The 26,594-nt window shown below is 46.5% G+C and carries 23 protein-coding genes, 5 tRNA genes and 1 pseudogene; 3 read left to right on the top strand and 26 right to left on the bottom strand.

Annotated features, from left to right (window positions below):
* Positions 1-57 precede the first annotated feature (57 nt).
* The 13 genes and pseudogenes from JI735_RS15335 to JI735_RS15290 all read right to left on the bottom strand — a co-directional run bounded on the left by JI735_RS15335 (position 58) and on the right by JI735_RS15290 (position 13,158).
* Positions 58-759 carry a glycosyltransferase family 2 protein gene (locus tag JI735_RS15335; RefSeq protein ID WP_233476417.1) on the bottom strand — a complete coding sequence of 234 codons (702 nt, stop codon included), beginning with the start codon at positions 757-759 and terminating at the stop codon, positions 58-60.
* 116 nt (positions 760-875) lie between these two features.
* Positions 876-2,000, bottom strand: a complete 1,125-nt coding sequence (locus tag JI735_RS35800; protein ID WP_233476416.1) for an MMPL family transporter — start codon at positions 1,998-2,000, stop codon at positions 876-878.
* Positions 2,000-3,085: an MMPL family transporter gene (locus JI735_RS35795; protein WP_233476415.1), complete on the bottom strand. Its 1,086-nt coding sequence runs from the start codon at positions 3,083-3,085 to the stop codon at positions 2,000-2,002. The genes JI735_RS35800 and JI735_RS35795 overlap by 1 nt, the downstream gene beginning before the upstream one ends.
* A gap of 172 nt (positions 3,086-3,257) precedes the next feature.
* Complete coding sequence (locus JI735_RS37350; RefSeq protein ID WP_325175610.1) at positions 3,258-3,434, bottom strand: hypothetical protein; 177 nt, start codon at positions 3,432-3,434, stop codon at positions 3,258-3,260.
* Positions 3,435-3,544: 110 nt separating this feature from the next.
* Positions 3,545-5,116: an LTA synthase family protein gene (locus JI735_RS15325; protein ID WP_325175609.1), complete on the bottom strand. Its 1,572-nt coding sequence runs from the start codon at positions 5,114-5,116 to the stop codon at positions 3,545-3,547.
* 19 nt (positions 5,117-5,135) lie between these two features.
* Complete coding sequence (locus JI735_RS37830) at positions 5,136-5,291, bottom strand: DegV family protein (protein ID WP_157771336.1); 156 nt, start codon at positions 5,289-5,291, stop codon at positions 5,136-5,138.
* A 294-nt stretch (positions 5,292-5,585) separates the two neighbouring features.
* Positions 5,586-7,177 (bottom strand): annotated as a pseudogene (locus JI735_RS15315) (glycoside hydrolase family 43 protein).
* Positions 7,170-7,472, bottom strand: coding sequence for a hypothetical protein (locus JI735_RS15310; RefSeq protein ID WP_039834764.1), 303 nt, complete (start codon positions 7,470-7,472; stop codon positions 7,170-7,172). Before JI735_RS15310 ends, JI735_RS15315 begins: the two are co-directional and overlap by 8 nt.
* 1 nt (position 7,473) lies before the next feature.
* Positions 7,474-9,921, bottom strand: a complete 2,448-nt coding sequence (locus JI735_RS15305; protein ID WP_051051699.1) for an alpha-L-rhamnosidase-related protein — start codon at positions 9,919-9,921, stop codon at positions 7,474-7,476.
* 52 nt (positions 9,922-9,973) lie between these two features.
* The gene (locus JI735_RS15300; RefSeq protein ID WP_233476414.1) at positions 9,974-11,227 is read right to left on the bottom strand and encodes a type 2 periplasmic-binding domain-containing protein; all 1,254 of its coding nucleotides are present in this window, start codon (positions 11,225-11,227) and stop codon (positions 9,974-9,976) included.
* Positions 11,164-11,544: a hypothetical protein gene (locus JI735_RS35790; protein WP_233476413.1), complete on the bottom strand. Its 381-nt coding sequence runs from the start codon at positions 11,542-11,544 to the stop codon at positions 11,164-11,166. The genes JI735_RS15300 and JI735_RS35790 overlap by 64 nt, the downstream gene beginning before the upstream one ends.
* A gap of 58 nt (positions 11,545-11,602) precedes the next feature.
* On the bottom strand, positions 11,603-12,475 hold the full coding sequence (locus JI735_RS15295) for a carbohydrate ABC transporter permease (protein ID WP_039834762.1): 873 nt from the start codon (positions 12,473-12,475) through the stop codon (positions 11,603-11,605).
* Positions 12,475-13,158, bottom strand: coding sequence for an ABC transporter permease (locus JI735_RS15290; protein ID WP_325175608.1), 684 nt, complete (start codon positions 13,156-13,158; stop codon positions 12,475-12,477). Before JI735_RS15290 ends, JI735_RS15295 begins: the two co-directional genes overlap by 1 nt.
* A 424-nt stretch (positions 13,159-13,582) precedes the next feature.
* Here JI735_RS15290 and JI735_RS15285 point away from each other — a divergent pair, with 424 nt between their 5' ends.
* Together JI735_RS15285 and JI735_RS15280 are read left to right on the top strand one after the other, a co-directional pair.
* Entirely contained in the window at positions 13,583-15,313 is a 1,731-nt protein-coding gene (locus tag JI735_RS15285) for a cache domain-containing sensor histidine kinase (protein ID WP_051051698.1), read from the top strand.
* Between the two features lie 5 nt (positions 15,314-15,318).
* Positions 15,319-16,083 carry a response regulator transcription factor gene (locus JI735_RS15280; protein WP_039834760.1) on the top strand — a complete coding sequence of 255 codons (765 nt, stop codon included), beginning with the start codon at positions 15,319-15,321 and terminating at the stop codon, positions 16,081-16,083.
* Positions 16,084-16,168: 85 nt separating this feature from the next.
* Here JI735_RS15280 and JI735_RS15275 read toward each other — a convergent pair.
* A tRNA-Leu gene (locus JI735_RS15275) sits at positions 16,169-16,251 on the bottom strand.
* A gap of 14 nt (positions 16,252-16,265) precedes the next feature.
* On the bottom strand, positions 16,266-16,631 hold the full coding sequence (locus tag JI735_RS15270) for a helix-turn-helix domain-containing protein (RefSeq protein ID WP_039834759.1): 366 nt from the start codon (positions 16,629-16,631) through the stop codon (positions 16,266-16,268).
* A 155-nt stretch (positions 16,632-16,786) separates the two neighbouring features.
* Here JI735_RS15270 and JI735_RS15265 point away from each other — a divergent pair, with 155 nt between their 5' ends.
* Positions 16,787-16,984, top strand: coding sequence for a hypothetical protein (locus JI735_RS15265; protein ID WP_020428361.1), 198 nt, complete (start codon positions 16,787-16,789; stop codon positions 16,982-16,984).
* Positions 16,985-17,240: 256 nt separating this feature from the next.
* Here the strand turns inward: JI735_RS15265 and JI735_RS15260 are convergent.
* The 11 genes from JI735_RS15260 to JI735_RS15210 all read right to left on the bottom strand — a co-directional run bounded on the left by JI735_RS15260 (position 17,241) and on the right by JI735_RS15210 (position 26,587).
* A tRNA-Leu gene (locus JI735_RS15260) sits at positions 17,241-17,323 on the bottom strand.
* 188 nt (positions 17,324-17,511) lie between these two features.
* Positions 17,512-17,880, bottom strand: a complete 369-nt coding sequence (locus JI735_RS15255) for a helix-turn-helix domain-containing protein (protein ID WP_039834758.1) — start codon at positions 17,878-17,880, stop codon at positions 17,512-17,514.
* A gap of 217 nt (positions 17,881-18,097) precedes the next feature.
* Positions 18,098-18,180, bottom strand: a tRNA-Leu gene (locus tag JI735_RS15250).
* A gap of 229 nt (positions 18,181-18,409) precedes the next feature.
* Positions 18,410-18,484: transfer RNA gene (locus JI735_RS15245), tRNA-Glu, on the bottom strand.
* Positions 18,485-18,690: 206 nt separating this feature from the next.
* Positions 18,691-19,890, bottom strand: a complete 1,200-nt coding sequence (locus JI735_RS15240) for an ABC transporter substrate-binding protein (protein WP_039834757.1) — start codon at positions 19,888-19,890, stop codon at positions 18,691-18,693.
* Between the two features lie 77 nt (positions 19,891-19,967).
* Positions 19,968-20,669: an ABC transporter ATP-binding protein gene (locus JI735_RS15235; protein ID WP_039834756.1), complete on the bottom strand. Its 702-nt coding sequence runs from the start codon at positions 20,667-20,669 to the stop codon at positions 19,968-19,970.
* A 5-nt stretch (positions 20,670-20,674) separates the two neighbouring features.
* Positions 20,675-21,457, bottom strand: a complete 783-nt coding sequence (locus JI735_RS15230; protein ID WP_039834755.1) for an ABC transporter ATP-binding protein — start codon at positions 21,455-21,457, stop codon at positions 20,675-20,677.
* Complete coding sequence (locus JI735_RS15225) at positions 21,426-22,394, bottom strand: branched-chain amino acid ABC transporter permease (RefSeq protein ID WP_020426218.1); 969 nt, start codon at positions 22,392-22,394, stop codon at positions 21,426-21,428. Before JI735_RS15225 ends, JI735_RS15230 begins: the two co-directional genes overlap by 32 nt.
* Positions 22,395-22,406: 12 nt before the next feature.
* Positions 22,407-23,312, bottom strand: coding sequence for a branched-chain amino acid ABC transporter permease (locus tag JI735_RS15220; protein WP_020426219.1), 906 nt, complete (start codon positions 23,310-23,312; stop codon positions 22,407-22,409).
* A gap of 1,117 nt (positions 23,313-24,429) precedes the next feature.
* Positions 24,430-25,722, bottom strand: coding sequence for a group II intron reverse transcriptase/maturase (gene ltrA, locus JI735_RS15215; RefSeq protein ID WP_202676388.1), 1,293 nt, complete (start codon positions 25,720-25,722; stop codon positions 24,430-24,432).
* A 776-nt stretch (positions 25,723-26,498) separates the two neighbouring features.
* A tRNA-Ser gene (locus tag JI735_RS15210) sits at positions 26,499-26,587 on the bottom strand.
* Positions 26,588-26,594: the final 7 nt, after the last annotated feature.

Genomic DNA, 26,594 nt, shown 5'->3' with positions numbered 1-26,594 from the left:
CTTCACCCCCGAACCTGCACCTGTATACATATCATCATCCCTTAATCCGGTACAGGATCACTCTTTTTTGAGCCTGCCGATCACAAGGGCATCCATGAATCCTACATAGGCGCGGTTCAACACCCTGTATTTGGATACCCCATGTTTCCTTTCCTGATGGGTTACCGAAACTTCGATGACCGAAAACCCGTTCATCTTTGCTAATGTCGGCAAAAACCTGTGCATCCCGTTATATAAATAAAGGCTGTCGGCTACCTCCCGTGTGAAGAGCTTCATGGGACAACCTGTATCATAAATCGAATCTCCGGTGATCCAATTGCGGATTCCATTCCCGATACGTGAAGATATTTTCTTAAGCAGGGTATCTTTACGATCTATCCGTTTCCCGTTCACAAAATCTATCCGCCCGATAAAGGGCATTAATCTAAAAATATCCCTGGGATCTGTCTGCAGATCGGCATCCATAAGGGCGATTAATTCACCTGTTGAGTTCTTTATTCCGGCCCAGACCGCAGCCGTTTGTCCGTAATTCTTCTCGAAATGGATGACCTTTACAGACTTATCCATCTGAGCGATCTCATTGAGCAGCACTGCACTCCGATCTTTGCTTCCATCATTCACTAACACGATTTCATAGCTCTCTATTTTCCCTTTCAACGCATCAGTGATGCTTAAATAAAGATCATAAATATTCCCCTCTTCGTTATACACAGGTGCAACCACTGAAAGCCGGGTCATGAAGCGACACCTCTCTGCCATTGAATTTGATTGCTGATTCCTTACCAATCCAACGTAACCTGTACCAATCACGCCGATGAAAATGCGGCGGGCATTGAATGTTGTTCTAATCAATGCCTGCCGCTTCTTAAACCAACTTATTCTAATGGCTTAGCCAATAATCTGATGTTAGATTCCTTCGTATATTCCCGCTGTTTTTTCTCCACTTCCTCCATCACTCCCTCACCTTCCACGTCGAGATTCGGAAGCAGGCGGTCCAGCCATTTTGGAAAATACCAGGCCGACTTCCCAAGCACGGTCATCACCCCGGGAACGATGAGCATCCGGACGATAAAAGCATCAAAGAGAACACCGAAGGCAAGCGCCAGCCCCATGACCTTAACCATAGGCTCCTCTGCCAGAATGAACCCGGTAAAGACGGCAACCATGATGAGCCCTGCTGCGGTCACGACTCCGCCGCTGTGGCGGATACCGGCAAGAACGGATTTTTTGGCATCTCCGCTCTTCTTGAATTCCTCGCGCATCCGGCTGACCAGAAACACTTCATAGTCCATTGCCAAACCAAACAGGACGCCGACTACAATGATCGGTAAGAAGTTAAATACCGGTGCCTCGGCATAGAATCCGAATAACTTCTGGAAATGGCCGTCTTGAACGACATAAGTAACAAATCCCAAGGTCGCTCCAAGCGACAGAATAAATCCAAGTACGGCCTTGATCGGAACCAGAATTGAACGGAATACCAGCATAAGCAGTACAAAGGCCAAGCCGACAATGATTAGGCAAAATTTAGGTAAGGCCTGATTCAATTTCTGAGTGATATCGATATTGACAGCCGTGCTGCCGGTCACACCAAGCTTAATATGATCCTGCTGCTCTATTTCGGGCGCCTTATCACGAATTAAATGGACAAGGTCAATGGTTGCTGAATCATTGGGGCCTGTTGTCGGCATAACCGTAATCAGCGATACTTTTCCGGAAGGCGCGGTGACCGCCGGGTTTACCATCGCGACGTTGGGATAATTTTTTACTTCCTCAATCACTTTATTGAGATTGGCCGCAGCCTCTTTCCCGCCATCCGTTTCAGCCAAAAGCACTAACGGTCCATGATACCCTTCGCCATAGGCTTCGGAAAGGAGATCATAGGCCCGGCGTTCGGTTTTATCCGGCGATTTATGACCATCATTTCCAAGACCTGTCTCCATGTGGAAGAATGGCAGAGCAATGGTTGCAAGCAGCGCTACTCCCAGCAGGACAGCCACTAAAGGCTGACCGGTAACGAATCTTCCCCACAGATTACCGCGGCCCGCCGGCTTCTGCTTGCTGCCTGCCCGCTTGGCAGGCGCTTTAACCTTGCCCCCAGCAGGTCCAAAATTGCCGGTACAACGAATATCGTCATAAGTATTGCGGTAAATACAGTAAGTGCACCAGCCATACCCATAGCCGTAAGGAACGGTACTCCAACGAAGGAAAAACCGACCAGAGCGATCATAACCGTTACTCCGGCAAACACAACCGCACTCCCAGCCGTGCCGTTCGCGATGGCAATCGCTTCCCGCCGCTCATAACCTTCTGCAAGCTGCTGGCGGTATCTGGCGATAATGAACAAAGCATAGTCAATACCTACAGCCAATCCAAGCATACCTGCCAGTGATAAAGCAAACGAAGGAATGTCCAGGAAACTGGTTCCGATGATAATCAGCATAATACCAAATCCGAGCCCTAAACCTGCCGTCACAATCGGAAGGACACCGGTAAGGATGGAACCAAGTGCAACAGCAAGGATTACCAGGGCCAGAAGCACGCCGAGCGCTTCGGTCGGACTGCTGGTCGCCATTTTTACATAACCGTCTCCAATCAATTCAGCCTGCCAGCCGGCATCACGAAGGCTCTCTGCAATCTCATTAACTGAATCTTTAGATTCATCTGTTACTTCATCGCCTGGTACCGCATAGGTAATTGTTGCGTATCCGATGGTGCTGTCCGCATTCAATGAATGATTGTCATACGGACTTACTACTGATGTCACCTCGGGATCTGCTGCCACTTCCTTGAGTTTGGCGGTAACGAGCTGCTTTGCAGTCTCAGAGGATAACCTTTCATTGTCCGGAGCTTTCAGCACCAGTTGGGTTTTACCGAGTCCACTCTGGGGGTTTGGAAATTCCTTTTCCATAACCTCGAGTGTTTTTTGCGAGGCAAGTCCGGGGATGGAAGTCTCCTCACCAAAATGAACTCCCATCGATAACGCTACAATCGCCGCTGCCACTAAAAGCGTAATGCTGCCCAGAAGGACTTTTAGCCGGTTCTTCGCCGACCAAAACCCCAGTCTGTATAATATTTTTGCCATTTCAGTATCGTCTCCTCTTAGCTAAATGTTTTCTCTATGTACCTATCTTATAGCTCGGGAGATCTCCTGCCATCGTCCAAAAGGGCACGCGGATTCTGCCCTTTTGGGCAGCCCTTAAGTCAAAAAAAAGCCCCACAATGTAGGACTTTTCAAAATACTGAATAGTTTTTCGTTAATAGATGTCATCCGGCAACTGGAGCAGATAGCTGCCCGACATCTCCAGCAGACGCTGTGCTGTCCTAAACTGCTCCTTGGTTGAGCCATTTATGCTAATCATGTTGTCGCTTAAGCTGTAATTGTTCCCGTCGGTATAATCATTGCCCGTGACATAAATACTCTGATCATTCACGAAAGATCCTGTCGGTAAAAAGTGTCTGATCGGGAGCACATTGCTATCCTGGTTAAACAAATCCTGGCCGAAATGAAGCTGATTCTCCACAGATACACCGAGCAGATTAGCTATCGTCGGGAGAATGTCAATTTGCCCCCCGTATTGTTCATAACCGGAGGGAGCTTACCGCCAGGGGAATGTACAATAAACGGTATGTTGAACATATCGGTATAGCCGTATTCATGTCCGATCAGCAATTTCAACTGCTCTTTCTCCTCTACGCTGAGAGTATACATCGGAACACCTTGATGATCTCCGTAGAATACAATCAGGCTGTCATCCCATAGCCCGCTGGTCTTCAATTCTTCCAGAAATAGGCCCATCGCATAATCGGCATAATTTTGGGCTCTGATATAATCGCCGAGCAGCGTACCCTCGTAATTTTGAGGCAGCTTCATCTTACATTTGTCCTCCGGGATATGGAAGGGATGATGAGCGCTCATAGAAATGACCATGGCATAAAATGGCTGATCTTTGGCATCGAGCCTGGACAGCTCCGGTATGGTCTTGGCGAACAGTACCTCGTCCGAAGAACCAAAGGCAATATGATCCTCGTCGCCATAAAAGGACTGGTCATAGTATTGCTCAAAGCCGATCGCTCTGTACAAAGCCGCACGGTTCCAGAAGTCTACACTGTTCGTGTGAAAAGTTGCTGTGAAATAGCCATTGTCCCTCAAAAGACGCGGCAGGCCTGGTACCTTCTTATTCATATAATCTGAAGAAGTAGCCGGCTTGTTCTCAGGTACATAAAAAGATGAATTGACAACAAACTCAGCGTCAGATGTCGTCCCTTGGCCCGCATTTGTATAAAAGTTGTTAAAGTACGTATTTTCCTTAACCAGTTTGTTCAGATTCGGCGTTACCTCCAGTCCGTTAATGGTCAATCCGATCAAAAAGTTCTGGAATGATTCCATTTGGACAATAATAAGATTGTTCCCCTTGTTGCTCTCCCAGTACTTAGGGACTTCCGGAATCTCTATTCCTTTCAACTGATTTATAGCTTGCTGTGTAATTTCTTTAGGATCAATTAATTTTTCCTTTTCCGTTGTGTCTGCAATAACCGTATACAATTCGTAGCCAAGAATCCCCATGCTTTCAGCTTTTTTGTGTTCATTCATGCTGGCATGATGAGGCCAGATGTTGAAGGTGCAGAGTCCGAGCGATATTGCAGTCAGAGTAATCAATACTTTACAGTTCATACGGACCGAAGCCTTTTTCATCCATCCCGTGATATATTTTGGACGAAACAGAAGGAACAGAAAAAACACGATGTCCACAAAAATTAACAAATAATAAGGCGCGATCAGAGAATAGGTGCTTTCACCCACATTTGTAACCTTTTTCACCTGCTGTAGAGCATGATAAGTGGCAATGACACCATAATATTTGTAATACATTAGGACAGAAAAATAGATTAGTGTGATAAGGAGATTGGCAATCATATAGTAAAGAATCTTCCGTTTACGCGCAAACCATTCAATCAAGCTGAATACAATCATGAAAATGGGTATTTCCGTAAGAACCATATTCCAATCGGGGCCGTCATCAAACACAACATACCAGGCTACCGCGCTTTTCAGGAGCAGGATGAAGCTAAATAGAAGAATAGGTTTATTTCTTAACACTTGCATTTTGTTCATTCTACCATTTCCTTTATCTTCAGGTTAATTTATCTGTAGAAATATCTTCTGTATGCCTATAAACTTGAGCATTGCTGAAAACAATATAGACCTGAACTATACTTATATTCAGCCCCGCAATCATGTCTTGCGGAAGTGTTGTCAGACTATCTGTGAAGATATGAACATTTATCACTGAAAGCTCCTTATCCTTTTCTGTCTGCGTTTATCATATCAACCGAAAGCCCTGGCGGCATCGTCCAAAAGGGCGGATATATTTGCCCTTTCGGGCAGCCCGTAATAACCCCACAAGGCAGTGTGACTTCAAAGTAAAAAAGCATACGAAGGAATCCTTCGCATGCTTAATGAAGTTAAACCTCCAGCCACCTTCTCCATTGGGAAAAATTCTTCTTCGTAGCGGTGATAACTGTGGCGGCTCCCCAGAGAAATTCCTGAGAGAATTGTATGATTGCCAAGTTGTTCTCTCCTTTTAGTTACTTTTAGACCGTTCACTATAACGGAAATAATCAAAATCGGCATATTTGCTGTCACCGCTTAAATCCTGAACACATAACCCGATAAAATTACCAGTAAACCGCAGGAAGTCTCCAGCCTCATCTGATAAATGTAAAATATTTAGCTTTGGACCTATAGCTGTCCATTCACCATCATCTGCAGCATAGTGGAAGCCGGCCTCCTGTCCTTCAATGACAACCTTTAGTTTGAGGCTATGGGTTTCTTCAATTGATATCTCATCATTCGGAAACTCCTCCCACTTGCCGTTCACTGAGCGGACGATTCCTAAACATTTTCCAAGCACCTCATCCTGGCTGATCCGCAAATAGACATAATCCCGGGTATCATAGTACAGAATCAGGCCTGCCATCTGCTGAAAATGCTCAGGATGAAATTCTAATGCTGTCTCAGCTTCACAATACATTGCCTGCTGACGCCGGGCGACAAGGCTCTGACGGTGCATGGAACTGAGTGACTCTCTACCCCATAAGCGAAGGAAGCCCGGACGTTCCGTAAGTGACATCCATGATGGATCTGCCGGTAGCCGTAGCGTACTCCAGTCGATACCTAACTTGTCGCTAATGAAATGATCCATATCGAGCGTTGCAGGAAAAGGATGCTCGGGTAGCGAAAATGACGGAATCTCCAGATGCGGGGCATTTCCGCCCCCTTGACGCGCAGCCACCCGTCTGCGGTCCATACCATATGCTGAATGGCCGTTTCACGACCAAGGACGCAATAGTCCTCAGAGACAGGCCGTCCAACAAGATGGACCATTGCCCACTCCTCAGTTTGCGTCTCCACCAGGCAGCCGTGTCCGGCTTTCTGTAGAGGTAATTCTCTCCGCCCAGCAGAAGTTAGGATCGGGTTCTGAGGATCAACCTCATAGGGACCTTCTATATTAATAGAACGGGCCATCGTTACGGCATGGTCATAACGTGTTCCGCTTTCGGCAGTCATCAAATAGTAATATCCATTCTTCTTGTATAAATGTGGACCTTCAGTGAATCCCAGCGACGTTCCGTCAAAAATGTTCTTCCGCTCACCGATAAGTTTCTTCTTCTGCACATCATATTCCTGAAGCACGATGCCTGCAAAAGAATTATGTCCGGCGCGGTGATCCCACAGCATATTAACCAGCCATTTCCGGCCGTCATCGTCATGGAACAACGAAGGGTCAAAGCCGCTGCTGTTAAGGTAGACCGGGTCGGACCACGGGCCTTCTATAGACGGAGCCGTTACCAGATAATTATGCGTATCTTTAAAGGCGCCATTACGGCTTTTTACATCTGTATAGATTAAATAGAATAGTCCATTATCATACGTTAGGCAGGGTGCCCAGACTCCACCGGAATCAGGATTTCCCTCCATATTCAACTGCGTTGGGCGGGTAAGCGCATGGGTCAGCAACCGCCAATGCTTCAGATCTCGGGAATGGTAAATCTGTACACCCGGGAACCATTCAAAGGTAGAGGTCGCGATGTAATAATCGTCCCCGGCTCTGACAATGGACGGATCGGGATTAAAGCCGGTAAGGATCGGGTTATTGATTACAGATTTATTCATAATCTTCAACCCGCCATTCCTCTTTCCGGTCCATAATAGCCATGGTGCCTACAAACCGGAAAGGAAGCCATACATAATCTGCTTTATTTGTATTTTCTTTTGAGTTGTAATCCGGGAAACCGAGGAATGGTTCTTCGGCTCTTTCCGGATTAAACGCGCGGTCCATATTGCTAGTCGGATGAAGTGATGATTGAATGTCTTCTTCATAAAAAATTGAACCACCGTGGGCTTGAATACGCTTGCCTCCAGTGTCGAACCACATTTGTCCGGGGCGTATGGATGTATAATTGCTCATTTTATTGTTCACCTGTCTCTAAAAATTTTTCAAGTCGTATATCAAACGTTGCAGATTCCGATATTGGCTTTTCCGTTCCATCCGGTAGCTTGATCCGCGCTGAAATGCCATCAGGAAGTTGAACCTCTAATTGAAAACGCGCCCCCTCAATGCGCCATTCTACCCCAATCATTCCATGAACGGTGGCTACAGTACCCTTGGCCCATTTAAGTTTTCCGGGGCTAGGCTCGATCCGAATTTCCTTACATCCAGGAAGCAGAGAACTCATACCTAGAATAATGGCTGGGAACTCCGTGAGTGGGACTGCACTCCATGCATGGCAATCACTACGCGGGTTAACTTCCGTTTCCGGCAGCGTAGTTAAGCCTTGAGCGAGAAATGCTCTCCACCGGTCCCACAATTCAAATGTACGGTGCTGCAGACCTGTCTGCTTTAGTGCTTGGAAGAGCAGGTAAGCAAACGGCAGCGTCACGCGGTGCATAGGCTCAGCCAATGTTCGCTCCAGTAAAAGTCTTGCTTCTTCGCCACTTACTGCACCAGCAAGCACCGCCATGATTTGTGAATGCTGGGTGTAAATTTCGGTATCCGGTAATTCACGGAATAACTTCCGTTCCTTTGACCATGCCGCTTTCCGCACTGCCGCACTGATGTCCCCAGCCCGCTTGTCCAGCTCATCGGCAGCATCCAGCCATCTGGTAACTTTAAATAAACCGGCTGCTTTTCTCAGACTGGCTGCATACATCAGGCTGAGCATGTACATCGGTTGCTCCCTGCTCTCTGGCGGTGCGCCAAGTGGCCAAGCTTCTACCCAGTCGAAATAGGTCCAATAACGCTGTGACGTAATCCCTACAATACCGTCCTCAGTCATTTGTGCCTGAAACCAGTCCATCAGCTCCATCATCGCTGGCCGGTACTGCTTGACTAACTCTACGTCTCCATAATGTTCGTAATGATCGGCGATCATATCGACCCAATACAAACAGAATGAAGGAATAACCTGAGACTCCATTGAAGGGAAGCGAGACTGAAGAAGTCCAGAAGGCAACCGTGACCGGTAAAAATCAGCAATAGTTCTACGGGCCATACGGTCATCGGCACTCAGATTATAAGTAAACAACATCATTAATCGACTATCCATCGCATACTGCAGCTGTTCATAATACGGGCAATCCTCATAAGTCTCATGCATACAACGTTGCAGTGTTCGGACACTCATGTTCCAGATCCGGTTCATCTCTTCATCCGAGCATTCAAAAGAAGCCTTAACGTCAAGCGGATAGCCAGTCTCCCGGTATTTAATAAACACCAATTCAAGCGGCTGCCCGGCCGTCTCCATCTCCAGCCGGACAAACCGGAATGTCCTGAATAGGAAGGGCTCATAGATTTCAGTCCGGTCCTGTGAGCCTGCCACATGGTAAATATCGGTTACTCCAATCAGTTTCCCGGTGGTATCTTCACGGTCTGACTTTTTGCGCTGCTGCTCGGTGCTGTCAGAATCCTCATAGCATTCGGAGCAGAGAATGCGAACGATGCCGCCCTGCCCCCCGCGTAAGCCTATTGTTAAATAACCGGTTGTTAATTCTCCGGCATCAAGTTCAATAACCGCCTTGCTGCCCGGAACTAAACGGAGTGACTCAGCCTGTTGTAAGGTAAGGAGCTTGTCGGCTTGGATGGCGATACCTTCGGTTCGGGTTACCTTGACAAAAGCGCGCTCTTTTTCAAAGAGTAACGGGATCGGCCTCGGCGACAATTGCCAAGGGCTGAGATTCCCGGCAGGCTTGCTGGTATTTGCAAACGTGATGGCTTGCGGCCATTCCGAATCATCAAACAGTGCTTCATTCCAGCCAAAAGGTGCGCCTGCACCATCCACTTCCTCTACTCCACCCATCCAGCGAATGAAGGTCTGCGGAATGTTCTTATATCCTTGATGACGATAAACATGCCACTGCTCATTAGTGTGCAGTGGTTCTATTTCATCTCCATTCACTTGGCATAAACAGGCTTCGACTAACAGACCTCCGGATTGGGTGCGCCAGATTGATTTCGGACCGCCTTTTCCCTCCACAAAGGGCTGTGATGCCGGATAGTGAAGAACTTGAACAGCCAGTACATTGAGACCAGGCTGCAGATACTCACTCACATCAAGCGTTTCATAATAATGTACTGCACTGTCACCTTTACAAGGACCTACTGCGATGGAATGACCGTTGACATAAAATTTATACCGGCTATCTGCGGTAATATCAACAACCAGGTTAGAAATAACGCCGTCAGGCAGTTGAAATGTTCTGCGAAAATACACCAGATGATGATTCATCTCGGGATTGGATTCGGGTTGCTGCACATCCCAAATCCATTGCGCTTGCCAGCTACGATCCTTCAAAACAGCACTATTCCCGGTTCGATTCGATTTCTGTGCTAATTTCTCATGCAATTGTTCCAGCTCCATCCTTAGGAAATAGGAAGCTGCTCCAGCAAGGAGCAGCTTCCCGATATAATTGCTATTTATTTAGCTGGGAGTACCACGCTCTTGCCCGTTTGGTGACTTCATCTCCACCAGTCTTCTTCCATTTGTCTACAAATTCGTCAAAGGCGTCAATCGGCAGTTCACCAATAATAATCTTCGTCATGTATTCCTGATAAAGTGTATGGTTCTTGATGTCGGCAAAGCCTTCATAGATGCTGGAAGGGATGCCGTCACCGGCAATCGTCTTAGCCGCAGGCTGAATATCCATTGTAATCTGATATTTCATATCTTCAGCCCACTTCTGATCATCTTCAAGAATGTTGAGGGTCAATTCATGAAGAGCTTCAACACTTTCCTTGTCGGTAATCGAAGGGTACAAGATGTTTTCCTGGGTGTTTTTCTCAGCGGCAGAAACTTTTATTTTCCCATTTTCTTCTGTATAATGCATGCCTTCAATCCCCAGGTTTGTTGCTTTGGCATTGGCCGGATTGTTTATCCAGTCGATAACTTTGAGCACATTAATCGTAGTTTCTTCCGATTTATTGGCAACAGCCCAAGTTGGAGCGCCAATGTTGGTGTGTGTGGTGAACCCTTTGTACCCTTCGGCGCTAATAGCCGGCAGTGCAGCAATTTTCACATCCGGATTTACTTTGGCTATCGGATCAATAGCTGTAATCTGTACACCATGAGCGTTATGGAACCAGGTACCTACTTTCTCCGAAGTGATTCTGGACCACCAGTCATTGCCTTTGTTCAGGAATGTATTATTATCAAGCAGGTTTTCCTTGTACAGCTTGTTCATAAACTGTAAAGCATCCTTCATATTAGGGGTAACTCCGGAATATGTTAACTCCCCATCATATAAGTCCCATGCAGGGTAACCCTCAAACATTGCCACCCCGTACATGCCAAAGATGTTATCCATCCATCTTCCGAGTTCCCGTCCGGAGACAGGAAGCTCGTCTTTTTGACCGTTGCCGTTTGGATCCTGGTCCCGGAATGCAGTAAGAACTTTCACATATTCCTCTTGGGTTTTCGGCATGCTCAAACCAAGCTTATCGAGCCAATCTTGGCGGATAAAGCCGCCGTAATCGCTTGTCAATGTAACTGCCGGAATATAGTAAATTTTCCCTTGGCCGGTCGGATCAGAACTTTTCACGACATCCCAAATCTCTTGCGGGATCCGGTCATACACATGCGGGGCGTATTTGGGCAGAAGGTCTGTTAAATCAGCCAGAGCACCTTGCTTAGCCAAATCATTCTCAATGCCGTTCCAAGGGATGAACAAGTCGGGGAGATCACCGCTTGCGATACGGGTCTGCAGTTTTTGCAGATAGTTGTTCCCCCATCCCACGCCACCACCGGAGCGTAAATACCGACGCCAACATCTTTAATAATTTGTTGTGAAGTTGGACCATCTTTTTCAAAATTTTTATAGCCCTGATCATTTACAGTCCAGAACTCAATATAAGGTGTTTCGGCAGAAGCTGAATTAGCTGGTTGTTTTGACTCTTCATTATTCGAGTTCGAATTGCCGCAGCCGGCAAGCACACCAGCAAGCATTGCAGTCAGCATGAGCATTGAAGCAAACTTTCTTTTTGTCATTGCTTATACCCCTCACTATTTGTTTTTTTATGATCAATTCCTTTTCAGGAGATTGTCACTATTCCTTCAGAGAACCGAGCATGGCGCCTTTTACGAAATGCTTTTGCAGGAACGGATATACTAGAAGAATCGGAATCGCCGCAAAGAGTACCGTTGCCGATCTGAGGGTCCGTTCATTAATTAAAGTACGGTCTTGGAACGTACTGGCCAAGGAAGTCAAATCTGTTACCGTAATCAGCTCACGCAGCTTCATCTGCAGTGGATAGAGATGCGGATTATCAATGAACATAATCGGGTGCATGAACTGGTTCCAAATCATAACGGCGTAGAACAGCCCCACTGTAACCAAGGCAGGCATTGATATCGGAAGCACAATACGGAACAAAGTCTGGAAATAGCCGCAGCCTTCAATTTTCCCCGCCTCTTCAAGCTCCTTTGGCACCTGCTTAAAGAACGTGAGCAAAATGATTAAATTGTAGGCAACTATCGTATGTGGAATAACTAAGGCCCAGAAGCTGTTATAAAGACCATAGGATTTCAGCGTTAAAAAGTATGGAATAATCGGCGCTTTAAAGATCATTGCAAAGACAACCAGCAGGATGATAAATTTCGCCGGTTTGAACTCACTTTTTGACAGCGGGTAAGCCGTTAAGGACGAAACCACCATACAAATAAATGTGCCTATGACTGTCGCAGCAGTATTCACCAGCATGGATAACCAGAGGGATTTCTGCGAGAGAATTTGTTCCCAAGAAGCTAATGTAACATTAACGGGCCAAAACTGTACTTCCCCACGGTCTACTGCGAGTCCTGAACTTATTGAAGTCGCTGCAACGGACAGCAGTGGAAGCAGCATTACTATGCTAAACAGGACAAGCAGGAGTACGTTAACTGCCTGAAAACTTTTTTCACCTAATTTAAGTTGCTGCATTACCACAGACCCTCCCCGGACACTTTCTTGGATAGCTTGTTACATGAAACAATTAAAACGAGACCGATAACCGACTGGAATATACCTATCGCTGTGGACAAGCTGTACTGGCCTTCAACGATACCGGCACGATATACGTAGGTATCAATAATATCACCGACTTCATAGGTCATCGGGGTGAGCAAGTTATATACCTGTTCGAATCCGATATCCAGGAAGCTTCCGATATTCAGCAAGAACAGAATGACTACTGTCGGCATCAGAAGCGGAAGTGTGATAAACCACATTTGTTTAAATCGGCCTGCGCCATCAACTGTAGCAGCTTCATACAATTGCGGATTGATTCCGCTTAATGCAGCCAACAACACAATCGTTCCCCAGCCTGCTTCCTTCCAGATCCCCGTCAGAACGACGATAAACCGGAAATACCCTGCCTTTTGCATGAACAGAATCGGATCTGCCCCGAACCAGGAACGAATTTCATTAACAATCCCGCCAGCTGACAGAATGTCGAAGGTTAAGCCCGCAATTATAACCCAGGAAAAGAAGTGCGGAAGATAACTGATTGTTTGTACTGTTCTTTTGAAAAATATTTGTCTAACTTCATTAATCATCAGTGCCAAAATAATTGGGAACGGGAACCCGATAAGCAGCTTCAGACCTCCGATAATGACCGTATTCATAAACACTCTGCTGAAGTTGGAGTACTCAAAGAATGATTCAAAATGTTTGAGCCCAACCCAAGGACTATCTGCTATCCCTCTGAAAATTTGAAAATCTTGAAAGGCAATGACTGTACCCAATAACGGCACAACTTTAAACATTACTAGAAATACAAACCCTGGCAGCACCATGATATATAATGGCCAGAACTTTACGACGTTTGTCTTCCATGATCTTACAGTATCCATATCCATCCCCTACTCTTGATTAGTAATCGCTTTCATGTCATGGTATAAGTATAGCTTGCGGTACTCTAGGGAATAAGGACACAGTTTTTAACTTTTAGGTATACATTTTTGCTCTTTTGAAATATCCATTATTTCAAGAACAAAAGAGCTGGTAAGATAAAATCAGGTAAAGTTCGGCTCACGCGGGGTAATTTCAATGTTTAGAACATTCCGGCCTTTCAAATTAAGTGTCCGCTTATTTATGATGAACTCCGCTTTATGCGTAATTCCTCTATTATGCCTGGCTGTGATATATTCCTATGTCTCTATCTCCAATGTCAGAGAGGTCTCGACAAACTTTATCAATCTCTTTTCCACCCAGCTGAATTCAAGTATTGAGTCCTACATTATGGAGCTGGATAATATCACCAGGACCACATTCGACGACAATAACGTTACCAGTTTTCTTAACAAGGAAGAATACGCGAGCCTGTCCGAAAAGATTACGGGAAAGCTCGCCATTGATAAGTTTCTCTATAAGATGGCAATTCTAAAACCAGATGTATATCAAATTATGCTGGTAAGTAATCAAAACACTGTGTATTCCTATAGCAACACGTCCCACACGGTTGATGGGAATATACTGGCTTCGCAAGCATGGTTTCAGGAGATACGTAATGCAAATGGCCAACTTGTCGTCGTTCCAGTCCACAAACAACCATACTCCAGTCAGGGAACGAATACAGATGTATTTTCCGTAGGCCGGCTAATTCGCGACTCAACGGGCAGCTATGGTGTGATCATTTTTGAGATTGAGCCATATCAACTGCTTAAATTTAATTCGCTCCAACAAACCATTAAGAATAATATCTATCAGGCGGGAATTACGATTACTACCTTAAACGGTGACCCTATATTTTCAACGGAACCGGACCGTTCGGGCGAAGTCGGTAATTCAGACTATTTGACCATACGAAATGAGATCCCGGCAGCCGGAATGGTAACCTCAGTGATTATTCCTAAAAAAGTACTATACGAAAAAATCCACCGTTTTCTGCTAATCGCATTAATCAGCGGAATTTCCATTCTAGCCGTTGTCTTCCTTTTCTCTTACTTATTTGCCAGAAAAGTATCCGCCCCAATCAAACGGCTGGCACAGACAATGCGGGAAGCCGAACTAGGCCAATACAACGTACTCCCTTTAACGGACAGGCATGATGAAATCGGATTACTAAACCGGAGTTATAATAAAATGATTTCGACCATCAAAGAATTAATCGAGGATGTGTATATGTCACAGTTAATGCACAAACAAGCCCAGTTCTCAGCGCTTCAAAGCCAGATCAACCCCCACATGCTGTTCAACACGCTGGAAAGTATCCGGATGACCGCCGCTATAAACGGGGATAAGGAAGTTGTACAGATGGTAAAGCGGCTGGGAAAAATGTTCCGTTTCAACCTGGCGAGAGAAGGTAAGGCCAATTTCATCAGCGACGAGGTTGATTTCATCGAGAACTACATTGCACTGCAGAATGTACGTTACAAAAATCGCTTTGTTTTGCAAACAGATATGGATCCCAAAGTAATGGCGACTCCGGTTATCCGATTTATTTTTCAGCCGATAATCGAGAACAGCATTATCCACGGATTTACACAAAAGCAGCAGGACTGGATTATTGTGATTAAAGGCTATATGAAGGGTGACGATCGCATTGTGCTGCAGTTTACCGATAACGGTATTGGTATTGATCCAGATAAATTGCGGATGCTGAACGCTCTGCTTGACGCTCCACCCTCTATTAAACCTGAGGCGTCCATTGGCATTGGCCTGCAAAACATTAAGGACAGGATTAAGCTGCAATACGGTAACGGGTATTACCTGCAGATTCGGTCGGACGAGGAATTTACAACCGTAGAGATCATGATACCAGCGCAAATGAAAGGGTGAATCCGATGTACCGTGTTATGCTAGTGGATGATGAGGAAACGATTACCGAAGGCCTTAAAGTCACAATCGATTGGGAACAAAACCGGTGTAAGGTCGTGGATACTTCTAGCGACGGCGACGAAGCAATCAGAAAAGCCTCCATAGTTAAGCCAGATATTGTTATTACCGATATCCGCATGTTGAATCTGGATGGCCTGTCAATGATTGAACAGCTCAAAGACAATCATCCACGGCTAAAGTTTATCGTGCTGAGTGGATACTCAGAATTTGAACTGGCAAAACGGGCCATTTTACTGGGAATCACCGCATATTTGCTGAAACCGATTGACGAGGAAGAGCTGGAGGATGCGCTGACCCGCTGTATCCAGGGCATTGAGCAAGACCATGAGCATCATTCCGGCGAAGACGATGAATCTGCTCTATTTGAGCTGGGAGAAAATAAAAAGGATGTCATCAGTGAAGCGAAGGCGTATATCCAATCCCACTTCGCTTCAGAGGTCACATTGACCACCATATCAGAACATCTGTTTATCAACCCCTTCTATCTCAGCCGCCTGTTCAAGAAACGCACCGGAGAGTCTTACTTAAACTACATTACAAAGGTCCGTTTAGAGGAGGCAAAAAAACTGTTGATTACTACGGATAAGAAAATATACGAGGTCGCAGAATCGGTCGGTTATGATACCACCAAATACTTCAGCAAAATATTTGAGAAATGGGTAGGATGCAAACCCAGCGATTATAAAAATAAATATAACCAGCAACGATAATTCAAAGCAACAATCCGTCAACAAAGCCAAAGCAGCAAAAGCAAAAACCCTTGAATCATCAAGGGCTTTTGCTAATTAAATGTTATGCGGTAGAGAGGACTCGAACCTCCACGGATATATATCCACTACCCCCTCAAGATAGCGTGTCTGCCATTCCACCACTACCGCGCGGTGATGTTGTATTAAGAATTTCCTTCTGTTTCTTTTTGCTTGCGGTATTGGGTAAATTCGAAGTATTCCTTAATGAAATTCTGCTCTTCCGGCTTCAGCTCATCGCTTTGGCAATTCAATTGCCGTAATTGGCCAAAAAAATAATCCTCCGATCCTTCACGCACCATTTCAGATGTCTTTTTGCCTAAGATCAGCCAATCCAGACTCACTTGAAAAAACGCCCCGATCTCAATCAGCTTATGCGTCCCTGGTGTTGACTTGCCCCGCTTCCAATCCCCCATGTTCCCCGTGCTGATATTTAACTGTTCGCAAAACTTTTTCTTAGTGATTCCCTTTTGCTTAATCAGGTATTCAATTCGTTCATAGATGGACTGCATCGGCTAACCGCCCTCCATTGTATTTATGTATTTAAAAAGCACTTATTTACGTAATTTTTATTGTAAAATGACGTAAAAAAGTATATAATTAACTATTATTATGCCTTATCCCATTATATCATACGGCTGGATAGTCGATAAGAGGTGAGCCCCTTTTGAACAGTAAACGTCCCATCACTCCCTACGGCTGGGCAATCAAGCAACGGCTGACAGAGCTGCATCTGGACCAGAAAAAATTCTGTGAGATCTACAACATCCCGCCTTATCGCCTATCCAACCTGATCCACGGCACCCGCAAAGCGGAACGCTACCGGCGCCAGGTTTCAGAGCTTTTGGGCTTGCCCCCATCCTAAGCTTTGGACATCAGGCGAAAGCGGTCTTTGTATACAAAAAGCCGCTCCCCATCAGATGAAGTAATCTGATTCTGGAGCGGCTTAAGGGACCCGCAGAGGTGTACAATTCGTTTCACAGACAGAAAGCACCAGAAAAAGCTGGTCATGCTCTGGCACAATACCTTGTTTTTACATGTATCAAAGACGGTTTTACAGAATTCAAGAATTCAACAAAAAAAACCTTGATTAATCAAGGTTTTTTTCTTGTTGAATGTTATGCGGTAGAGAGGACTCGAACCTCCACGGGTATACACCCACTACCCCCTCAAGATAGCGTGTCTGCCATTCCACCACTACCGCGCGGTGTGTACAAATTTAAAGCTTTGTTTGAGGCCAACATTCAATATTATAAATCCATTGCAGCAAAAAGTAAAGATGCCCGCTTAAGAATTTTTCGCCCATGTCAGATCATCCCGCTGCGGTCCAATCCGGAAGATCCAGGGTTCAGTTCAATGGGCTGGACCCCAGGCAGAATAAATTTTTCATACTCATAAAGAACCATCCCCGTTTGCCTTATGCTTACGGTAATTAGTAAATTCAATATACTCCTTGATAAATTCCTTTTCCTCCGGCAGCAATTCGTCCGTTTGGCAATTCGGTTGCCGTATTTGGCCAAAAAAATAATCCTCTCCACTTTCTTTCAGTGTGTTAGCATTCTGTTTGCCCAGAATCAGCCAATCAAGGCTGACATTAAAAAATGCGGCGATCTCAATCAGCTTATGCGTGCCGGGTGTCGACTTGCCCCGCTTCCAGTCCCCCATGTTGCCGGTGCTAATTTTCAGCTGCTCAGAGAAAGCTTTTTTGGTAAGTCCTTGCCGTTTAATCAGATATTCAATTCGTTCGTAGATAGAGTGCATGGCAAACCGCCTTCCGCCCAAATTATTTTTACGCAAAAACGTTATTTTTATTGAAAAATAACGCAAATAAGCATATAATTAACTATTATTATTTCTTTTCTTCATTATAGCATAGCAGACCTGCACTCTCCGAACTTATGATTCTGATCTCTATGCTTAAACAAAAAAAGCAAAAAAGAACCTTGGATGATCAAGGTTCTTTTGCTAATTAACTGTATGCGGTAGAGAGGACTCGAACCTCCACGGGTATACACCCACTACCCCCTCAAGATAGCGTGTCTGCCATTCCACCACTACCGCACATGGTGACTCGTATGGGATACTCTCCACTCCGTTACGAGATTGCGAAGTATTCCTAACGCAGCCTATGCTTCAACGAACCCTATGGATTCTCATCCCAAAAACTCGCAGAAGAATTGGTGACTCGTATGGGATACTCTCCACTCCGTTACGAGATTGCGAAGTATTCCTAACGCAGCCTATGCTTCAACGAACCCTATGGATTCTCATCCCGAACTCGCAGAAGAAATGGTGACTCGTATGGGATTCGAACCCATGTTACCTCCGTGAAAGGGAGGTGTCTTAACCCCTTGACCAACGAGCCATAATTGATAACTTACGTGTTTGTCACAACAAAAATGAGTATATCAAACACAATGATTTTTGACAAGAAGTTTTTTTAATAAAATTGCAGGGAGCTGCATCCGTTTGCAAATAGCCTGCAGTGTATTAGAATGCGAAAAGAAAGACTCTTTAATGAGCCTTTCTTTTCAGTAGTTAAGTTTATTTTATCATACGCACAAGATCAGCTTAAGGATTAACCTTCGTTTCGAACGTCTGCTTGCCGTCAACGAACTTCAGCACAACAGCCGCTTTTACCGGGTCATGTGTCTCATTCAGCGTAATTTTACCGGTAGCCAGCTGCAGGTCTTTGGTTGCTGCCAAAGCGTCTTTGATCTTGGCAGGGTCTGCGGCTCCGGCACGGGTAATTGCATCGGCAACCAGCTTGAGTGCATCATAACCCAGCGCGGCCATACCGTCAGGCACTGCACCGCCGTTAGCTGCTTTGTAGGCATCTACGAAGCTGGTAACTTCAGCAGCTGTATCTTCCGGCGAGTAGTGATTGGACATGTACGTGTCGTTCAGCGCATCTGCACCGGCGATTTCAGCCAGCTGCGGCGAATCCCAGCCGTCTCCTCCCAGGAAGGGGGCAGTGATGCCCATTTCACGTGCCTGTTTCAGGATTTTACCCACTTCTTCATAGTAGCCTGGGAGGTAAATCACATCCGGGTTGGCGGCTTTGATACGGGTCAGCACGGCTTTGAAGTCGGAATCCTTCTGCTGGTAGGACTCTTGGCTCAGCACTTCTCCGCCTTTGGATTTGAAAGTTTCTTCGAAAAACTTCTGCAATCCTTTCGAATAATCACTCGACGTATCTGTGTAGATGACCGCCGTTTTGGCTTTCAGGGAATCAACGGCAAAGTTAGCCATGACCTGGCCCTGGAATGGATCGATAAAGGCAGCTCGGAATACCCAGTCGTTCACTTTGCTCGTGCGTTCGTCAACAGTAACCTTAGGGTTGGTGGCACCTACTGAGACGAGCGGGATTTCTTTTTCGGTTGCTACTGGAACGATGCCCAGGGTGTTGGTTGATGTGGAAGCGCCAATAATGGTAACGACCTTATCCGTTGTGATCAGTTTTTGCGCAACCTGTGTGGCTTCCTCAGATTTCGAGGCATTATCAGCTACAACCAGTTCGAGCTTCTTGCCAAGAATACCGCCTGCGTCGTTAATCTGCTGGACAGCCAGCTTCGCGCCCTTTGATGCGGAGTCGCCGAAAGAAGCCTGGCCGCCTGTGAGCTCAAGGTCAGCTCCGATTTTGATTGTGTCCCCGGCAGTGTTGCCGCCGCTTGCAGAGTTGCCGCTGTTCTCTGTGTTGTTGTTGCCGCAGCCCGATGCTAATACTGCCGTCAGTACTGCCGACAAAATAATGGCCCCAATTTTCTTCATTGTTTCTCTCAGCCTCCCGAATAATTGAATTTTTTATATGTTGTTTCCATGATGCCGCTTGTCAGGTCAATCCGGACCTAGTGCCCGAGGTAAGCCATTTTAATCTCTTCGGAATCCGCCAGTTCCTTAGCGTCGCCTTCCAATACTACTCTGCCGGTTTCCAGCACATAAGCGCGGTGGGCGATTTTGAGGGCCTGATGCGCATTCTGCTCCACAAGCAGCACGGTTGTGCCGGCATCGTTCACTTCTTTGACGATTGTAAAAATATCCCGGACCAGAAGCGGGGCAAGCCCCATGGACGGTTCATCCAGCAGCAGCAGCTTGGGGTGTCCCATAAGCGCACGGCCCATAGCAAGCATCTGCTGCTCGCCGCCAGACAAGGTTCCGGCCTGCTGCTTCTTGCGTTCCAGAAGTCTCGGGAAAGTCTTGTAGACTCTCTCAAAGTCAGCCGCCAGACTGGACGGATTCTGCAAATAAGCGCCAAGCTCAAGATTTTCTTCTACCGACATATTGGCGAATACGCGCCGCCCTTCCGGGCAATGAATGAGTCCCTGCTTCACAATCGACTGGACACTCTGGTTCGTAATCGATTTATCCAGAAATTCAATGCTGCCTGTTTTTGGCTTCAGCAGGCCGGATAGTGTCTGGAGCAGTGTCGACTTGCCGGCGCCGTTGGCACCGATTAAGGTCACAATCTCCCCTTGCTTCACTTCAATGCTAAGGTCTTTCAGAGCGTGGATCGCTCCATAATAAACGTTGATTCCTTGTACTTTGAGCATCCCCCTTACGCCTCCTGTCCCAAATACGCTTCGATGACCTTCGGATTGCTCCGGATCTCCGAGGGTGTGCCATTCGCAATCAGCATGCCGCGGTCCAGCACATAGATCCGGTCGCACACGCCCATGACAAGAGACATATCGTGTTCAATCAGGAGAATTGTAAGATCGAATTCCTTGCGGATCCAGGCAATCAGATTCATCAGATCACGGGTTTCATTCGGGTTCATGCCCGCCGCCGGTTCATCCAGGAGCAGCAGCTTCGGGCCTGCGGCCAGAGCCCGCGCAATCTCAAGCCGCCGCTGGTTCCCGTAGCTGAGATTGCTGGCAACCTCACCGCATTGACCGGCGAGATTAAATATTTTCAGAATATCCATAGCCTTCTGCGTGATTTCATCCTCTCCCTTGAAATGCTTCGGCAGCCGGAGCATCGAGGTGAACAGGGAATGCCTGGCATGCTGGTGGAAGGCGATTTTCACATTTTCCAGCACGGTCATGGATGTAAACAGCCGGATGTTCTGAAAAGTGCGCGCCGCCCCTTTATGGTTAATCTTGTAGGGCTTCATCCCGCCGATCGATTCATTGTTAAGGATGATGCTGCCTGTAGAGGGCGGATAAACCCCGGTCAGCAGGTTAAACAGTGTTGTTTTGCCTGCACCGTTGGGTCCGATCAGACCGATAAGCTCGCCTTTGCCGATATAAAGGGAAACTTCGCTAAGGGCTTTAAGCCCGCCAAAAGAACGGCTGGCCTCTTTAACATCAAGAAGCACTGCTTTCGCTGATTGCGTCATTTGCCTTGGCCTCCTTTTTGCCGAGCTTTCCTAGAGAAAATTTGGTTTTGCCAAGCAGGCCGCTTGGACGGAAGATCATCATCAGGATCAGAACGATTGAATAGATAATCATCCGCCATTCCGGAAATTCGCGTAAATAAGTATAGAGCAGAGTAACGAAAACCGCTCCTACGATGGAACCGGCCGTACTGCCAAGCCCCCCGAGTACAACCATAACGATGATTTCGAACGACTTCAGGAAGTTGAAGCTGCCCGGAGTAATAACATAGAACGTATGGGCTGACAACCCGCCGGCCATACCGGCAAACAAGGCACCGATGGTAAAAGCGATGATTTTGTAACGGGTGGTGTTGATCCCCATAGCCTCTGCGGCAATCTCATTCTCACGAATGGCGATACAAGCGCGGCCGTGTGTAGATCCGATGAAGTTGTTGATCACTACCACTGTAATCAGGGTGAACAGGAACAGCATGGTCCATGTGGTTTTGGCCGGAATGCCGCTCAGTCCCGAAGCTCCGCCGACATATTCCGTGTTAAGCATGATGATGCGGATAATTTCACCGAAACCAAGGGTAGCTATAGCCAGATAGTCACCGTTCAGGCGGAGTGTCGGCATGCCGATCAATACGCCAAACACAGCTGCCAGCACACCTCCGGCAAGGATGGCCGGAATGAATGGAACGTTATAGTCCAGCGTCAGGATAGCCGAGGTATACGCTCCTACCGACATAAAGCCTGCATGGCCGATGGAAAACTGTCCGGTAATCCCGGTAATCAGATTAAGCGACACCGCCAGCATGATGTTCACACCAATCAGCAGCAGCATAGATCTCGTTACATCACTAAAGATTCCCGTTGTTAAAAGAACTTGAACGATTCCATAAAAGGCCAGGGCAACAATAATGCCTACCCAGAAATTTGTATTCAGCTTCTTCACGCTAATCCCCTCCTACACTTTCTCCCGGACATTTTTGCCAAACAGCCCGGATGGTTTGAAGATAAGGATCAGAATCAATACAGCAAAAGCTACACCGTCACGCCAGGAGGAAAATCCGAGTGAGGAAATTTCCGTCTCTACCGTCCCCAGCAGCAGCCCGCCTACAAGTGCACCCGGAATACTTCCGATGCCTCCAAGTACAGCAGCAACAAAAGCCTTAAGCCCAGGCATAACGCCCATTAGAGGATCAACTGAATTATAGGTCATCCCGAAAATCACCCCGGCTGCGGCAGCAAGCGCTGAACCGATAGCAAAGGTTGCCGAAATGGTGCGGTCTACGTTGATCCCCATCAAGCGCGCCGCCTCCACATCGAAGGATACCGCACGCATGGCTTTGCCGGTTTTGGTGAAACGGACAATATATTGCAGAATAATCATAAGAATTATCGTTGTTAGAAGAATCATTACTTGATTCGATTCCACTTGAATGGATGATCCGAAGAGGGTGAACTGTTTCTTGTCCATAATGTCCGGGAAGCCTTGAGCCTGCGGCCCGAGAATGAGCACTCCGGTATATTCAAGCAGAAAGGATACACCTATGGCTGTAATCAGTGCAGCAATCCGTGTGGATTTGCGCAGCGGTTTGTAGGCCAACCGTTCAATCGTTATGCCCAGCAGCGCACTGATCGTCATGGAGATGACAAGCGACAGAATCAGAACGACAACCGGAGGAAAACCTGCATCTGTCAGATATTTGGCACTATACAGTCCGATAAACGACCCCACCATAAATACATCCCCATGCGCAAAATTGATCAGCTTGATAATACCGTAAACCATAGTGTAACCAAGGGCGATCAGAGCGTAGATACTGCCTACGGAAATCCCGTTAATTAATTGCTGAATGAAATACTCCATCGCCATCCTCTTTTCCCATAGTCATTTTAAATCCCCTTTCTCTGCCTTGCATTCTCTGCACCTGCTCATCGTTACAGCTTCGCATTCTTTACATGCTTTTCATTTTCCCAGCCCTTTGATGTCACCTATATTAACACATACCTCTATCCTAGTCACTAACAAAAATGCAATGTAATACAAATTTCAGAATTTTATGTAAGGTAATATGACCTAAACGGTAATTTACAAGTGAGGTAATTCAGCGAGAATAAATAATGCCGAGAGAAACGGAGAAAAACGGAGGTTTTTGAAGCACTTCGTTTTTTGAATTTGTTTCCTTTTCTAATACAATACTTTATTTTTCCGCAATTAATATAACATTTGTCTCTTTACAGCATCAATCCTTCAATTTATTAAAGGGGTAATGGGTTGCATCAGCAGATTTTTTTGTCGGATTATAGGGAAACTTGCGGAGGGCAGTGAGAGTTTTTTAGCGTAAAAAGCAGAACAAACCAGCTGCGCCATCCTTCACTGAACGATGCAGCCGTTTTGATGTCAGCTAGCGGTGCCTGGAAAGCTCTCCATGAATTCTGCGGCGGTTCCAGGTGGAAAAAGGATCACTAAATTGCTCATGGCCCCTCAGCTCCGCTGTTAGGTGGAAAAAGGTTAACTAATTTAGCTCATTCCGCCTAGGACAGAGTAATATTGCTCAATTAAGTTTCCTTTTTCCACTTAAACTAATAATTGTTGGATTTTGGAGAGAAATAAGTTCACTTTTTCCAACTAGCGTATGCTCCTCTACTTCTTCGCACCATCATTATCCGGCAACTCCTTACGCATGGCTTTCTCTTTATTTTGATTCCACTGTCTCCCCATGCAGCGCCCCGCAGGTTCATTCTACATACCTTGCAGGATTCTCATCCATTAAGTATGGTTAAGATGGCAGAAAGATCTAATTTGCTTCCGCACCGCCTACAGTTTAACATCCGAAGCGTTCAAGTAATCCACATTTTACGTATAGTTCAGTTTCCCGAACTAGAGTAAAGGGCTGGATTTAAACCAGCCCCTCCTCATCAAACCGTACGTGAGGTTTTCCCTCATACGGCTTTCCGATGTTTGTCATTCATGGGCATGCAGATCACAATAGCGTTTTCAGTCCATACATGTTGGCAATATACTTAACCTCAGATAATGAACTCATCCATCTTCTACGTTGTCTCTTCTTCGCATACCACCGGGTTAATCTCTGCAAAATATACCAATCCAGCTTAGCTAACCTCTTTTGGCTATAGTTCGTGTAGTAGTAATTTCTCCATCCTTGAATTTTTGGATTGAGCCATTCCACCTGTTCCGCGAACGATCTTGAGCGCATGCTCGGCGGTGCTAATCTGTTTTTGACCACGCCTCGGATCCGTTCCTCTGCCTTCTTCGTTAGCCACTGTTGCGTGGTATAATATACCTTCCCTTGAGAAGTTTCTGCTTTCGTTTTTCGGTGGTGCATTCCTAAAAAGTCGAACCCTTCGTCTCCTGTCCACAAGCCTACAATTCGGGTTTTCGTCGGGTGTAGGGTGAGTTCCAGACGTTCCATGATTCTGCGTATGAGTTCATACGCATGTTCGGCGTCCTTTTTGGTTTTGCAGACCACTACAAAGTCGTCTGCATACCTTGTCAGCTCTCCCAATCCACTTCCGTGTTTCTCCCACAATCGGTCAAAGTAGTGCAGGTAGATATTCGCCAGCAGCGGTGAAATGACGCCACCTTGCGGAGTGCCTAAATCAGATCGCTTTACGTTTCCTTCTTCCATGACTCCCGCCTGTAGCCACTTCCGTATTAATTTCAGGATCCGCCTGTCATTGATACGCATCTGTATCAATTTCATGAGCTTCTCTTGATTAATATTGTCGAAGTAACCTTGGATATCGACGTCGACTACCCAATTCCCTTTGCGGTTGCAGGCTTTCCGAATTCGTTCCAACGCTCCTTTCGCACTTCGTTTCGGACGAAATCCGTAAGAGACTTCTTCGAAGTCTGCTTCGAAGATGGGTTCAATTACCAGCTTAGTTGCCATCTGTATGACTCGGTCGCGAACAGTGGGTATGCCCAGCGGTCTTAGCTTCCCGTCTTTCTTTGGGATAAAGTGCCGCCGTACGGGCTGGGGATAGTAGTTGCCTTCTTTCAATTCTCTCTCGCAAGCCTTGAGGAAGCTTGTTTCTCCTTGTTCCTCAATATCTGCGAGCGTCACGGCATCTACTCCTGCAGCCCCCTTATTCGCCTTCACCCGTTTCCAGGCTTCGCACAGCACGTCCCAGCGGTGGATTTTGTCGTACAGGGCATGGAATTTACGCTTGCTGTTCTCCTTGGCCGCATGACCTAGCTTTTCTTGGAGTTCTTGAACTTTTTCCTTTGGTGTCGTTAGCCCTTTGGCATTCACTCACTCGTACCTCCTCCAAAAGCATAAACAAAGCAGGGCTCCTTCCCTCCCTAAGGTTATGTTGTCCTTAGGTTCTTCGGTACTATGAGCCCCTCGGACTCCCTTCCCACAGACGGTTCACTTCGTCTTCTGGACTTATAGAGCGTCTCTTTACGGGTTCCTACAAAAAAAAATTCTCCCGTGTGGGGGAGGGTCTCCCCAGTTCACTGCACTATCTTTCAATCCATGCCGTTCCCATTACGCCGGAGGGTTCTTCACTGCTGTTCCAAGTTCTGCACAGTTTCCTTGGCCTTCGTCCATAGTTGCGGGACTCGGCTCCCTCTGTTCCCCTTCGCAGGGCCTTTTTGACGACGCGGCAGGATTCACTTGATGTTGCGGCCTGGATTGTTGCTCGCCCAGTCTCTGACTGATACTTTTGTCGATGCGCTTTTACACACAGATTTCGCCATATGCAAGCATCCTAGCTACAAAGGTGGCTTGGTCCCTCCCTTGGTTGGACTTTCACCAACTAGATAATGCGTACTTCTGGGCACGCCAACAAAAAAAGAACCTCCGCCGGAAGCTCTTTTTGTATGAAATCGTTTATGCGATGTAATCCTAACGAAGCTTATGCTCCAACGAACCACCGAGGGTTCTCATCCCTAACAGGGAAGTACTTCACAACGGAGAGAGAGGGATACTCTCGCTTCGCGAGAGATTGCGATGTAATCCTAACGAAGCTTATGCTCCAACGAACCACCGAGGGTTCTCATCCCTAACAGGGAAGTACTTCACAACGGAGAGAGAGGGATTCGAACCCTCGCACCGCTTACGCAGTCTAACCCCTTAGCAGAGGGTCCCCTTATAGCCACTTGGGTATCTCTCCAAGAAAA

This window comes from Paenibacillus sonchi (assembly GCF_016772475.1).
Lineage (GTDB): Bacteria > Bacillota > Bacilli > Paenibacillales > Paenibacillaceae > Paenibacillus_AQ > Paenibacillus_AQ sonchi.
This window is presented reverse-complemented; position numbering and strand designations above follow the sequence as displayed.